Annotated in this window: 14 protein-coding genes; 8 read left to right on the top strand and 6 right to left on the bottom strand. The window is 64.5% G+C overall.

Features of this window, described 5'->3' with window-relative positions:
* Window positions 1-9: 9 nt before the first annotated feature.
* From BRAD3257_RS00915 to hslV, 5 genes are all read right to left on the bottom strand, one after another.
* Window positions 10-1,134 carry a hypothetical protein gene (locus BRAD3257_RS00915; protein WP_122400252.1) on the bottom strand — a complete coding sequence of 375 codons (1,125 nt, stop codon included), beginning with the start codon at window positions 1,132-1,134 and terminating at the stop codon, window positions 10-12.
* Window positions 1,135-1,162: 28 nt separating this feature from the next.
* Window positions 1,163-2,467: an ATP-dependent protease ATPase subunit HslU gene (gene hslU, locus BRAD3257_RS00910; protein ID WP_122400251.1), complete on the bottom strand. Its 1,305-nt coding sequence runs from the start codon at window positions 2,465-2,467 to the stop codon at window positions 1,163-1,165.
* A 49-nt stretch (window positions 2,468-2,516) separates the two neighbouring features.
* The gene (locus BRAD3257_RS00905) at window positions 2,517-3,134 is read right to left on the bottom strand and encodes a DUF2585 domain-containing protein (protein ID WP_122400250.1); all 618 of its coding nucleotides are present in this window, start codon (window positions 3,132-3,134) and stop codon (window positions 2,517-2,519) included.
* The gene (locus BRAD3257_RS00900; protein WP_122400249.1) at window positions 3,131-3,616 is read right to left on the bottom strand and encodes a GNAT family N-acetyltransferase; all 486 of its coding nucleotides are present in this window, start codon (window positions 3,614-3,616) and stop codon (window positions 3,131-3,133) included. The genes BRAD3257_RS00905 and BRAD3257_RS00900 overlap by 4 nt, the downstream gene beginning before the upstream one ends.
* A 91-nt stretch (window positions 3,617-3,707) precedes the next feature.
* Complete coding sequence (hslV, locus tag BRAD3257_RS00895) at window positions 3,708-4,268, bottom strand: ATP-dependent protease subunit HslV (protein WP_122400248.1); 561 nt, start codon at window positions 4,266-4,268, stop codon at window positions 3,708-3,710.
* Between the two features lie 191 nt (window positions 4,269-4,459).
* Between hslV and hisB the strand changes: the two genes are divergently transcribed.
* The 8 genes from hisB to BRAD3257_RS40670 all read left to right on the top strand — a co-directional run bounded on the left by hisB (window position 4,460) and on the right by BRAD3257_RS40670 (window position 9,702).
* Window positions 4,460-5,053, top strand: coding sequence for an imidazoleglycerol-phosphate dehydratase HisB (gene hisB / locus BRAD3257_RS00890; RefSeq protein ID WP_027561673.1), 594 nt, complete (start codon window positions 4,460-4,462; stop codon window positions 5,051-5,053).
* A gap of 66 nt (window positions 5,054-5,119) precedes the next feature.
* Window positions 5,120-5,650: a DUF2628 domain-containing protein gene (locus BRAD3257_RS00885; protein WP_122400247.1), complete on the top strand. Its 531-nt coding sequence runs from the start codon at window positions 5,120-5,122 to the stop codon at window positions 5,648-5,650.
* Window positions 5,647-6,297, top strand: a complete 651-nt coding sequence (hisH, locus tag BRAD3257_RS00880; protein ID WP_122400246.1) for an imidazole glycerol phosphate synthase subunit HisH — start codon at window positions 5,647-5,649, stop codon at window positions 6,295-6,297. The genes BRAD3257_RS00885 and hisH overlap by 4 nt, the downstream gene beginning before the upstream one ends.
* Window positions 6,294-7,028 (top strand): 1-(5-phosphoribosyl)-5-[(5-phosphoribosylamino)methylideneamino]imidazole-4-carboxamide isomerase, encoded by a 735-nt coding sequence (gene hisA, locus BRAD3257_RS00875; RefSeq protein ID WP_122406307.1) that lies wholly within the window; start codon window positions 6,294-6,296, stop codon window positions 7,026-7,028. The genes hisH and hisA overlap by 4 nt, the downstream gene beginning before the upstream one ends.
* A gap of 10 nt (window positions 7,029-7,038) precedes the next feature.
* The gene (gene hisF / locus BRAD3257_RS00870) at window positions 7,039-7,812 is read left to right on the top strand and encodes an imidazole glycerol phosphate synthase subunit HisF (RefSeq protein ID WP_100233257.1); all 774 of its coding nucleotides are present in this window, start codon (window positions 7,039-7,041) and stop codon (window positions 7,810-7,812) included.
* Between the two features lie 89 nt (window positions 7,813-7,901).
* Window positions 7,902-8,225: a phosphoribosyl-ATP diphosphatase gene (locus BRAD3257_RS00865; RefSeq protein ID WP_122400245.1), complete on the top strand. Its 324-nt coding sequence runs from the start codon at window positions 7,902-7,904 to the stop codon at window positions 8,223-8,225.
* A gap of 36 nt (window positions 8,226-8,261) precedes the next feature.
* Window positions 8,262-9,218 carry a type I pantothenate kinase gene (gene coaA / locus BRAD3257_RS00860; RefSeq protein ID WP_122400244.1) on the top strand — a complete coding sequence of 319 codons (957 nt, stop codon included), beginning with the start codon at window positions 8,262-8,264 and terminating at the stop codon, window positions 9,216-9,218.
* Between the two features lie 106 nt (window positions 9,219-9,324).
* Entirely contained in the window at window positions 9,325-9,702 is a 378-nt protein-coding gene (locus BRAD3257_RS40670; RefSeq protein ID WP_244607846.1) for a cupin domain-containing protein, read from the top strand.
* A gap of 49 nt (window positions 9,703-9,751) precedes the next feature.
* Here BRAD3257_RS40670 and BRAD3257_RS00850 read toward each other — a convergent pair whose 3' ends face one another.
* A complete protein-coding gene (locus BRAD3257_RS00850) occupies window positions 9,752-11,995 on the bottom strand; it encodes a PAS domain-containing hybrid sensor histidine kinase/response regulator (RefSeq protein ID WP_122400243.1) in 2,244 nt (747 codons plus the stop codon).
* Window positions 11,996-12,037 lie beyond the last annotated feature (42 nt).

Here is a 12,037-nt window from a genome sequence, read left to right as displayed (position 1 = left end):
CTGATCGTCTCAGAACGGCCGGACGATTCCGACGCGCGGGATCAAGGTGATGATCAGCCCCAAGATGTTTGTCCTCTGATGCTCCGCCGGAATCAGCGCAGTCTCGCGCTTGGCCGGCAGCATCTTCACTGCATGCAGGATCAGGAACATGCATACCGCCCAGTTCGAGATCCAGCGCGAATAGTCGAACACCATCACGAACATCACGAGATAAGCGAGGCTGATCCCGATCAGCGCTGCGATGATGAGGCGGCGCTGCGTTTCGCTCGCGAGCGCGCCGATCAGGTTCGCAACATAGCGCCAAAGCGGCGTGTGCAGCCAGATCAAGAGTGCGAACACGGGCACGCCGAGGATATTGTGCGGCAGGCGGCCCCAAGTGTCGGCAACCTCCTTCGCCAGCGGCTGGTACCAGATGTAGGCGAATTGCAGCAGGTCGGCGCGCGATGGATCGGCCATCCGGCTCTTCAGATACGCGACGAAATCCGCTTCGGGGATCGGCATCGTTCCCTGGAATTGCGCCGCAAAGAACAATGCGGAGACGGCGGCGAGGGCGACGCTACCGAAAGCAATGTTGGTGCGATTGTAGCCATGGGTCAGGTAGTGCCTGATCACGACGATGGTGATGATCGTCGGCACATACATCAACAGATGAATGTGATGGATCAGCACGAGAATGATCGAGAACAGCGCGGCCGCGGCAACGAACAGCAACGAGCCTGCGGGCATCAGCAGCAGCACGATCGCCAGCGCGCAGCCATAAATGTCGAAATGGCCGAGCGTGTGCATGAAGTTCTTCAGGAAGAACGGCGAGCCTGCGGTGAAGACGAACAGCGGCAGCGTCTTCGCGCTGAAGCCGAACGTCTTCTCGAATAGCTTTGCGTACAGCCCCAGCGTCGCCAGCCACGTCACGCCGCCGAGCGCGAACACCAGCCATACCGGCACCTTGTTCGTGAACAGCGCGACGATCGCCCCGATCAGCGCGCGCTTGATGAAGCCGAAATGGTAGTCGACCAGGAGGTGGATATAGGGGACGTAAGGCGGCAGCTGGATCTTGTGGATGAAGACGCCGACGATGATCGCGGCGTTGATCGCGAGCAGGAGTCGCCAGGGATTTTGCAGGATGCGTACGGTCACGCCGCATCAATAGCGTGACCGGCCCGAATTACAAAATGAACCGGCTCAGATCCGCGTTCTTGGCGAGGTCGCCGATGTGCTTCTGCACGTAATCCGCATCGAGCCGGATGGTCTCGCCGTTACGGTCCGGGGCGGTGAAGGAGATCTCGTCCAGCACCCGCTCCATCACGGTCTGCAGCCGCCGCGCGCCGATGTTCTCGACGGTGGAATTGACGGCCACCGCAATGTCGGCCAGAGCATCGATGGCGCTGTCGCTGATGTCGAGCGTCACGCCCTCGGTCTGCATCAGCGCGACATATTGCTTGATCAGCGAGGCTTCGGGCTCGGTCAGGATGCGGCGCATGTCGTCGCGGGTCAGGGCCTGCAATTCGACTCGGATCGGCAGGCGGCCCTGCAATTCCGGCAGCAGGTCGGACGGCTTGGCGACGTGGAAGGCGCCCGAGGCGATGAACAGGATGTGGTCGGTCTTGACTGCGCCGTGCTTGGTCGAGACCGTGGTGCCTTCGATCAGCGGCAGGAGATCGCGCTGCACGCCCTCGCGCGAGACGTCGCCGCCGACGCGGCCGTCGCGGGCGCAGATCTTGTCGATCTCGTCGAGGAACACGATGCCGTTGTTCTCGACCGCGCTGATCGCTTCCAGCGTCAGCTGCTCGGTATCCAGGAGCTTGTCGGATTCCTCGTTGACGAGGATCTCGTGCGAGCCTTCCACGGTCAGCCGCCGCGTCTTGCTGCGGCCGCCCAGCTTGCCGAAGATGTCGCCGATCGAGATCGCGCCCATCTGCGCGCCCGGCATGCCCGGGATCTCGAACATCGGCATGCCTCCGCCGGACGATTGCGTCTCGATCTCGATTTCCTTGTCGTTGAGCTCGCCGGCGCGCAGCTTCTTGCGGAAGGATTCCCGAGTCGCCGAGCTGGAATTGGCGCCGACCAGCGCGTCGAGCACGCGCTCCTCGGCGGCAAGTTGGGCGCGCGCTTGCACGTCCTTGCGCTTTCTCTCGCGCACCTGCGCGATCGCAACCTCGACGAGATCGCGCACGATCTGCTCGACATCGCGGCCGACATAGCCGACCTCGGTGAATTTCGTGGCTTCCACCTTCAGGAACGGCGCATTGGCGAGCTTGGCGAGCCGCCGCGCGATTTCCGTCTTGCCGACGCCGGTGGGGCCGATCATCAAGATGTTCTTCGGCAGCACCTCTTCGCGCAAGGAGCCTTCGAGCTGTTGCCGGCGCCAGCGGTTGCGCAGCGCGATCGAGACGGCGCGCTTGGCGTCGTCCTGGCCGACGATGAAACGGTCGAGTTCGGAAACGATTTCGCGGGGGGAGAAGTCTGTCATGTCTGATTAGCTAGGGCGGGAGGCGGCCAAGGACAAGCCGCAATTTAGGTCAGATGATCGGCGGGCCGGATTGCCATTGTTTCACGGCCTCGAGCGGCTGGATCAGCATCAGGATATTGAGCGTCAGATTGTCACGAATGTGGAGCGCCAGCATGATTTCGAAGGCAAGTCCGAGCAGCACGGTCGCGCTGACGGGCAGCATGCGAGCGGCAAGGAACCCCAGGACCATGGCCAGATTGTCCGAGACCGAATTGACGATGCTGTCGCCATAGTAATCCAGCGAGATCGTGCCCGCGCGGTAGCGCTCGATGATGAAGGGCGAGTTCTCGACGATCTCCCAGGCGCCTTCGATCACCATGGCGATGATCAGCCGCGCCGGCCAGGACAAAGGCAGGAGCGGCAGCCGTGCGAACAGCAGCCAGGTCAAGCCGTAGAACAGGAAGCCGTGCAGCACGTGCGAAAAGCTGTACCAGTCGGCGATCTGCTGCGAATTCTCCGAGCTGTTCACCACGCCGTGCCAGAGCTTGATGGTGCCGCAGGTGCAGATCGGGACCCGCCCCATCGCAAGCAGGATCGAGGCCTGCAGCGCCAGCAGCAACAGCGCGAGGCCGGCCCAGGCGAGCGGTGGGACCGCGACCTTGCTCTCGCTCGCCTGCGCCAGCGTCACGGTTTGCGAACCATCAGCAGTGCCGGACCGTCCGGCGTCGCGACCATGCGGTCGCGGATGAATCCAGTCCTCTCGTAAGCGCGTATCGCGCGCAGGTTCAGCGGGTCCGGATCGGTGACCATGCGGGCCAGACCATGCCGCAGCTGTTCGTCGACGAATTGGCGGATGAACGCCGAGCCGTGGCCGCGTGCGATCATGTTGCCGTCGCCGATGAACAGGTCGATCCCACGCGTGCCCTCCGGTTGCGGCCCGAAGCCTGTATTCCAGGCGGTCAGGCGGTAGCACTGAAGATAGCCGAATGGCCTGTCGCCGGCCAACACGATGAACTGATCCATCGCGGGCTCATCGAGATCGCCGCTGACAAGCGCAAACTGTTCATCCGGATCGCCCCACCATTCCCGCACATGAGCCTCATCCAGCCACCGCCGGATCAGCGGCAGGTCGGCCGCGGTCATCGGATGGAAGGCATAGCTTGAGGTCATCTAGCAACCACGGCGGTGCTGCGCTCCCTCTGCCGCCTGCAAGCGGGAGAGGTTACACCGACTCTGGAGCTCCGCTGTTCGGTCAAAGCCCCTACCCGCTCGCCAGGCTCTCGATGGTCACATTCCGGTTGGTGTAGACGCAGATGTCGGCGGCAATGTCGAGGGAGCGGCGGACGATGGTCTCGGCGTCCTTGTCGGTGTCGAGCAGGGCCCGCGCCGCGGCCAGGGCGTAGTTGCCGCCGGAGCCGATCGCCATCACGCCGGCTTCGGGCTCGAGCACGTCGCCGGTGCCTGTCAGCACCAGCGAGACGTCCTTGTCGGCCACGATCATCATGGCCTCCAGCCGCCGCAGATAGCGGTCGGTGCGCCAGTCCTTGGCGAGCTCCACGGCCGCCCGGGTCAGCTGCCCCGGATATTGCTCGAGCTTGGATTCCAGCCGCTCGAACAGCGTGAAGGCGTCGGCGGTGGCACCGGCGAAGCCGCCGATCACGTCGCCCTTGCCGAGCTTGCGGACCTTCTTGGCGTTGGCCTTGATCACGGTCTGGCCGATCGAGACCTGGCCGTCACCGCCGACCACCACCTTGCCGCCCTTGCGGACCGTCAAAATCGTGGTGCCGTGCCAGTGAGGTGAGCTGTTCTGGGAATCCTGCATGAAATACCTCGTTGTCCGGCCTGATTTAGGCGGTCAGAGCTGAGGGTACAACGGGCCGTTTCGGGCTCAATTTCGCTCACCATAGGCAGAAGTAGAGGCCCGGCCGGCCGTTCCCGCAGTAGCGAAGGTGTCATTTGGCTGTTAATAGACTGGCGTTTTCGGCTCAAAGCTAGAATGGAAACCGCATTTCAATGCGCACCGCGACGATCAAGCGCAAGACCAAGGAAACCGACATCGAGGTCTCCGTGAACCTCGATGGCACCGGCGTGGCCAATATCGCGACCGGCATCGGCTTTTTCGACCATATGCTCGATCTTCTCGCCCGCCATTCCCGCATCGACCTCACGGTCAAGGCCGTGGGCGATCTGCACATTGACTATCACCATACCACCGAAGACACCGGCATCGCACTCGGCCAGGCGGTCAAGCAGGCGCTCGGCAACATGGCGGGTATCACCCGCTATGCCGGCGTGCACATGCCCATGGACGAGACGCTGTCGCGCGTGGTCATCGACATCTCGGGCCGCCCGTTCCTGGTGTTCAAGGCCGACTTCCCCCGCGACAAGATCGGTGAGTTCGACACCGAGCTGGTGCGCGAATGGTTCCAGGCCTTCGCCATCAACGCCGGCGTGACTCTCCACGTCGAGACCCTATATGGCGATAACAGCCACCATATCGCCGAGTCCTGCTTCAAGGGTCTGGCGCGGGCGCTGCGCACCGCCGTTGCGATCGATCCGAAGGCGGCGGGTGAAATCCCCTCCACCAAGGGCTCGCTGGGCGGCTGACATCTCCGTCTCGCGGCGAACGCGAGCCGGCGGTATCACTGAATTTTCGAGAACGGGGGCATCACCATGCCTGTCTACACAGTTCATGCTCCCACCCCAGGCGGGGCCGATCTGCGCGCGGCGGACAAATTCGTCTTCGTGCGCGACGGCTTCCATTTCTGGGCGATGATCTTCGGCCCGTTCTGGCTGCTGTGGAATCGGCTGTGGCTGGTGCTCATCGGCTGGCTGATTTTCATGGCGGCATTCCATGCAGGCCTCTCCAGCCTGGGTCTCGGCCGGAGCTCGATCTTCTTCGCCGACATCGTCGTCGCGCTGTTGACGGGGCTTGAGGCTCCCAGCCTGCGGCGCTGGACGCTATCGCGCGGCAAGTGGCGGCAGCTCGACATCGTCGTCGCCGAGGACCGTGACACCGCCGAGCGTCGCTTCTTCGAGCGCTGGAGCCAGAAGCAGCACGGCATCGTCAACGATCAATGGGCCGTCGATCGCGGCGGCCCGCCGCCGACCCGCGGCGTGCCGGGTCAGCAATTCTCGAACCCGCCGCCGCTTCCGGCCGGCGGCATCATTGGATTGTTTCCAGAACCGGGACGGTCAAGATGAGCGTCGCCATCATCGATTACGGTTCCGGCAATCTGCATTCCGCCGCCAAAGCGTTCGAGCGCGCTGCGCGCAGTCTGGAGAGCCCGCAAAAGGTCTTCGTCACCAGCGATCCGGACCAGGCCTACGAGGCTGACCGCCTGGTGCTCCCAGGCGTCGGCGCCTTCGCTGATTGCCGGCGCGGCCTTGATGCCGTCAACGGCATGGTCGAGGCGATCACCGAAGCGGTGCGCGTCAAGGCGCGGCCGTTCTTCGGCATCTGCGTCGGCATGCAGCTGATGGCGAGCCGCGGCAAGGAGCACGTCATCACCGAGGGCCTGAACTGGATCGGCGGCGACGTCGAGAAGATCACGCCGCGCGATGAAAGCCTGAAGATCCCGCACATGGGCTGGAATACGCTCGAGGTGCTCAGGGAGCATCCGGTGCTGAACAAGCTGCCGCTCGGCCCCAAGGGCCAGCACGCTTATTTCGTGCACTCCTACCACCTCAACGCCGCCAATGAGGCGGACGTGCTCGCGCGCGCCGATTACGGCGGGCCTGTCACCGCGATCGTCGCGAAGGACACCGCCATCGGTACCCAATTCCACCCCGAGAAGAGCCAGCGTTTCGGCCTGGCTCTGATCTCGAACTTCTTGCGATGGAAGCCGTGATCCTCTTTCCCGCGATCGACCTCAAGAACGGCCAATGCGTGCGCCTCGAGCAAGGCGACATGGCGCGCGCGACCGTTTTCAATCTCAATCCCGCAGCCCAGGCGCAGAGCTTTGCCGAGCAGGGTTTTGAATATCTCCACGTCGTCGACCTCGATGGGGCGTTCGCCGGCAAGCCGGTGAATGCTGAGGCCGTCGTGGCGATGCTGAGGACGATCAAAATCCCGGTGCAGCTCGGCGGCGGCATCCGCGATCTCGCCACCGTCGAGGCTTGGCTCGACAAGGGCATCAGCCGCGTCATCATCGGCACCGCCGCGGTGCGCGATCCCGAGCTGGTGAAGTCAGCGGCGAAGAAATTCCCCGGCCGCGTGGCCGTGGGCCTCGATGCCCGCGACGGCAAGGTCGCGGTCGAAGGCTGGGCCGAGACCTCGCAGGTGACCGTGCTGGAGATCGCCAAGCGCTTCGAGGATGCCGGCGTTGCTGCGATCATCTTCACCGACATCGCGCGCGACGGCCTGCTCAAGGGCCTGAACCTCGACGCGACGATCGCGCTGGCCGATGCCATCTCGATCCCTGTGATCGCCTCCGGCGGTCTCGCCTCGATCGAGGACGTCAAGGCGATGCTGACGCCGCGTGCGAGAAAGCTCGCCGGGGCGATCGCGGGCCGTGCGCTCTATGACGGCCGGCTCGATCCCGCCGCCGCCCTCACCTTGATCCGCAATGCGCGCGCGTAGGAGCTGACCCATGTTCAAGGTGCGCGTGATCCCCTGCCTCGACGTCAAGGACGGCCGCGTCGTCAAGGGTGTCAACTTCGTCGATCTGCGCGATGCCGGCGATCCCGTCGAGGCCGCGATCGCCTATGATGCCGCCGGCGCCGACGAGCTGACCTTCCTCGACATCACCGCGACCCATGAGAACCGCGGCATCATGCTGGACGTGGTCCGGCGCACGGCGGAGGCCTGCTTCATGCCTGTCACCGTCGGTGGCGGGGTGCGCGAGGTGAACGACATCAAGACGCTGCTGCGCGCCGGCGCCGACAAGGTCTCGATCAACAGCGCCGCGGTGGCGCGGCGGGAGTTCGTCAAGGAAGCCGCCGAAAAATTCGGCGAACAGTGTGTGGTGGTTGCGATCGATGCCAAGCGCGTCAAGCGCCCTGGTGGCGACCGCTGGGAGATCTTCACCCATGGCGGCCGCAACTCCACCGGTATCGATGCCATCGAATATGCCCAGGAAGTGGTCGCGCTCGGCGCCGGTGAAATCCTGCTCACCTCGATGGACCGCGACGGCACCAGGCAAGGTTTCGACATTCCGCTGACCCGCGCGATCGCCGACAGCGTTCCCGTTCCCGTGATCGCCTCGGGTGGCGTCGGCAATCTCGACCATCTCGTCGACGGCATCCGCGACGGGCACGCCACGGCTGTGCTGGCTGCCTCGATCTTCCACTTCGGGGAATTCACCATTCGCGAAGCCAAGGAGCACATGGCGCGGCGTGGGCTGCCGATGCGCCTGGATGCCTGACGACTCCGGTTCATAACAATGCTACATTGGCGGACGGGAATGGCCGCCGTGGCCAAATGTATTGCCAAGCGTGTTTCCGAGTAAGTCCGATGCCGCGTTTCACGATCCATGATCTGGCCGAGACCATCGACGCCCGCGCGGCTTCCGGGGGCGAGGCCTCCTATACCCGCAAGCTCCTCGACAAGGGCGCCGAGCATTGCGCCAAGAAGTTCGGTGAGGAAGCAGTCGAAACCGTAATCGCTGCAGTCGAAAACGATCGCGCGCATCTGATCGCCGAGAGTGCCGACCTGCTCTATCATTTCCTTGTCTTGCTCAAGTCCCGCGGCGTAAAGCTGGAGGAGGTCGAAGCCGCGCTGGACAAGCGGACGAACATGTCAGGGTTGGAAGAGAAGGCGTCGCGCAAGGGCGGCTAGGCAAGGGCGAATAGATCGCAACGGGAAGACGACGTCATGGATATCCGCGCACCCGAGCAGCAGTATAATCCGTACCGCGTCTATACGCGCGAGCAGTGGGCGCGCCTGCGGGACGATACGCCGATGACGCTGGAGCCGGGCGAGTTCGACCGGCTGCGCTCGCTGCACGATCGCCTCGACCTGCAGGAGGTCGAGGACATTTATCTTCCGCTGTCGCGCCTCTTGTCGATCTACGTCGATGCGACGCAGCGGCTGTATTACGCGGAGCGCCAGTTCCTCAACATCAGGGATCGCAAGGTGCCCTATATCATCGGCGTCGCCGGCTCGGTTGCGGTCGGGAAATCCACCACGGCACGCGTGCTCCAGGCGCTGCTGGCGCGCTGGTCGCCGCGGCCGAAAGTCGAGCTGATCACCACTGACGGATTTCTCTATCCCAACGCGGTGCTCGAGCGGCACGGCATGATGCAGAAGAAAGGTTTTCCGGAGAGCTACGATCTGCCGCTGCTGCTCAGCTTCCTCTCCGACATCAAGGCCGGCCGTCGCCATGTGCGCGCGCCGGTCTATTCGCATCTGACCTACGATATCGTGCCGAACCAGTGGGCCGAGATCGACCAGCCCGACATCCTGATCGTCGAGGGCGTCAACGTGCTGCAAACCGGCAAGCTGCCGCGCGACGGCAAGGCGGTGCCCGTCGTTTCCGACTTCTTCGATTTCTCGGTCTACATCGACGCCGAGGAAGCGGCGCTGCGGCAATGGTACATCAAGCGCTTCCTGGCCTTGCGCGACACCGCATTCACCGATCCAAAATCCTACTTCAACCGCTACGCGCTGCTGTCGGATGAGGAAGCCACCGCCACTGCGATTGCGATCTGGGAACGCACCAACCTCGCCAATCTCGAGGACAACATCCTGCCAACCCGCCCCCGCGCGACGCTGATCCTCAAGAAGGGCGCCGACCACACGGTGGAGAGCGTGGCGCTGCGGCGGCTGTAATCGCGCCGGTGAGCGTCGCCTTAGACGAATTTAGAAGCTGAGGGTCTTTTGTTGCGGACCAACGAGGGGTATTGGGTTATGGCCTTCGAAAACGCGAGGGCACACCATGGTTGATCGTCTCAGAAGCGCTGCGGAGCAGCTGGAAGCACCGATCTGTCCGGACTGCCACATCGAGATGAAGTGGTTCCGCTCGGAACTGCTCGCAGACGAGCCGACCCCGATCATCGCGCATCTCTTCTTGTGCCCGCATTGCAAGCGCGCGGCTCAGGCGGACACCGTTTTCAAGAGCACCCAAGCGCCGCCGGGCAAGCGCGCGGCGCCGCGTTTTCTTGCTCGTGCCGAAGAGTGGATCGTCCCGCCAGTCGGCCCCAAGGTCCGCTCTGCCCCCGACCTGCCCCGCGCCATCGCTGGTGCGAGCCAGGGACGCGCGGCTCAAGCGCGTTCATGCGCAAATCCTCTATTGCAGATGCGCCGAGGATGGTGATGCGCAGCGCGATCGACTTCAATTGCCAATTGCCTATTGCCGGCTGAACTCAGGTTCTCGTGAGGTTAGGGACGGCCAGATGTCGGGATGCGGCCAACCCGGCCAGCGCCTCTTCCAGTTTCTCGCGGTCGAGCGGCTTGATCAGAAACCCGTTCATGCCCGCCTCGAAGCAGGCATAGCGATCTTCCACCAGCGCGTTGGCGGTGAGCGCCAGGATCGGCGTGTGGTGGCTGCCGCTGGCCGCCTCATGTGCGCGGATGCGCTTGGTCGCTTCGATGCCGTCGAGCTGCGGCATCTGGATGTCCATCAGCACGAGATCGTAGGGCGTGCCGGCGGATGAGGCAGCGAGCCAGGATTCCAGCGCGGCCTCGCCGTGGACGGCGATGACGACGCGGTGGCCGAGTTTCGTCAGCAGCGAGTGCATCAACAGCGCGTTGATCTCATTGTCTTCGGCGACGAGGATCGAGAGGCCTTTCGATGGTGCTGTGCCGGCGGATGCAGCCGGCGGCTCCGGCGCGAGATCGGGAGAAGCGACCTCCGGCGTCCGGGCGAGGCGTGCGGCGAGCGAGGCCGCGCGCAGCGGCTTCACCAGAAAGCCGGTGAAGGCCGGCGACAGCTTCTCGTGGCGCGAGCTCGACGTCAGCAGCACGAGGCGCTGCAATGCATGCGCGCGGGCTGCGTCACCGAGATGGTCGGCGACGGCGGGACCGATCGCGCGATCGATCAGCACCGCGTGCCACGAGCGTTCCGGCAGCAATGCTTCGGCGACGGCCGCGTCGGCAACCATGCAGGTCTGGCCGCCCCAGCGCTCGAGGCGCCGCGCGATCAACGAGGCTTCGATGCCGTCGGCGACGAGGAGCATCGACTTACCGGTGAGATCGGGGCTCGGAAACTGCGTCTGTCCGGCGCCGGCTTGCGACGGCGGAAGCGGCACCGCGACCTCGAAGGTCGAGCCCTTGCCCGGCTCGCTCGTGAGCGTGATCCGGCCGTCCATGCGCTTGACGATTCGCTCGCTGATGGCAAGGCCGAGCCCGGTGCCGCCATAGGTGCGGGCGACGCGCTCGTCGGCCTGCTCGAACTCGCGGAAGATGCGCTGCTGTGCTTCGGCGGCAATGCCGATGCCGGTATCGCGGACCAGGAAGCTGATCTCGTTCGGCCAGATGCCGGGCTCGACGATCAGCGCGACGCCGCCCTTGCTTGTGAACTTGATGGCGTTGCCGGCGAGGTTCAGCAGCACCTGGCGCAGCCGTGCGGCGTCGCCGACCACCTCGAGCGGCAAGCGCTCGTCGACATAGGCGGCGATCTCGAGCGCCTTCGCCTGCGCGCGCGGCGCGAGCAGCTCGGTGATCTCCTCGACCAGGGTCGAGAGCGCGAAGGGACGCTGATCGAGATCGAGCTTGCCGGCCTCGATCTTGGAATAGTCGAGCAGCTCCTCGATCAGCGCCATCAAGGCTTCGCCCGAGGTCTTCACCGCCCTGGCATAGGTCGCCTGCTCCGGCGTCAGCGTGGTGTCGAGCAGGAGGCCGCCCATGCCGATGATGCCGTTCAGCGGCGTGCGGATCTCGTGCGAGGCCATCGCGAGGAAGCGCGATTTGGCGCGGTTGGCGGCATCGGCCTGATCACGTGCGTCGGAGAGGGCGCGTTCGGTCTCAGTGCGATCGGTGACGTCGCGGCCCACGCTCTGCAATTCGGCGGGTTGTCCGGCGTCGACGCGGACATAGCCCTCGCGCCAGGCGATCCAGCGCGCGCCAATCGGGGTTGCAATCTTCTGGTCGTGGATGCGCGTGCCGTTGCTCTCGCGGGCGCTTTCGCCCTGCTCCAGCACGTCGAAGTCGAAGCGCGTGCCGACCAGCGCGCTGCGCGTCTGTCCTGCGAGTGCGCAATAGGCCTCGTTGGCAAAGGTGATGCGGCCGCTCGTGTCGCGCAGCACGATGAGGTCGCCCTGCTGCTCGAACAGGCTGCGGGCGCGTTCTTCCGCTTCCTTCAGCTCCCAATTGCGGTCGATCAGCGCTTCGTTGTGGGCTGCGAGCGTCCGCAGCCGCTTGTTGACGAAACGCAGGCGCATGCTCAGCGTCGCAAGGCCGAGGCAGGCGAGCGCGAACAGGAAGCTCGCACCGATCGCAAAGGCGTGCGGATCGTAGCCGGAATTCTCGGCCCGGCTGCCGGTCACGAAACCATAGGCGCCGCCGAAGGTCGCCGAGAAGATCATGAAGGAGCGGATTGCGAAGGCGACCCTGGGATGCTGCCGCCTGAAGCGGCGCATGCGCACCTTGATCCGGAACGTCCGACCCATCGCCTCCGACCCTTGCCTGAAACCCCGCTGCCGCGAGCGACG

The organism is Bradyrhizobium vignae, from assembly GCF_900324035.1.
GTDB lineage: Bacteria > Pseudomonadota > Alphaproteobacteria > Rhizobiales > Xanthobacteraceae > Bradyrhizobium > Bradyrhizobium vignae.
The sequence above is the reverse complement of the archived record's forward strand: the minus strand, read 5'-3'. Positions and strand labels throughout refer to the sequence as shown.

Excerpts from the sequence above, each read along its gene's own strand:
- hisB (WP_027561673.1), top strand. The coding sequence starts at position 4,460 with ATGCGCACCGCGACGATCAAGCGCAAGACCAAGGAAACCGACATCGAG.
- hslV (WP_122400248.1), bottom strand. The coding sequence starts at position 4,268 with ATGCAGGATTCCCAGAACAGCTCACCTCACTGGCACGGCACCACGATT.
- BRAD3257_RS40670 (WP_244607846.1), top strand. The coding sequence starts at position 9,325 with ATGGTTGATCGTCTCAGAAGCGCTGCGGAGCAGCTGGAAGCACCGATC.
- BRAD3257_RS00885 (WP_122400247.1), top strand. The coding sequence starts at position 5,120 with ATGCCTGTCTACACAGTTCATGCTCCCACCCCAGGCGGGGCCGATCTG.
- hslU (WP_122400251.1), bottom strand. The coding sequence starts at position 2,467 with ATGACAGACTTCTCCCCCCGCGAAATCGTTTCCGAACTCGACCGTTTC.
- BRAD3257_RS00900 (WP_122400249.1), bottom strand. The coding sequence starts at position 3,616 with ATGACCTCAAGCTATGCCTTCCATCCGATGACCGCGGCCGACCTGCCG.
- BRAD3257_RS00865 (WP_122400245.1), top strand. The coding sequence starts at position 7,902 with ATGCCGCGTTTCACGATCCATGATCTGGCCGAGACCATCGACGCCCGC.
- hisF (WP_100233257.1), top strand. The coding sequence starts at position 7,039 with ATGTTCAAGGTGCGCGTGATCCCCTGCCTCGACGTCAAGGACGGCCGC.
- coaA (WP_122400244.1), top strand. The coding sequence starts at position 8,262 with ATGGATATCCGCGCACCCGAGCAGCAGTATAATCCGTACCGCGTCTAT.
- BRAD3257_RS00850 (WP_122400243.1), bottom strand. The coding sequence starts at position 11,995 with ATGGGTCGGACGTTCCGGATCAAGGTGCGCATGCGCCGCTTCAGGCGG.
- hisH (WP_122400246.1), top strand. The coding sequence starts at position 5,647 with ATGAGCGTCGCCATCATCGATTACGGTTCCGGCAATCTGCATTCCGCC.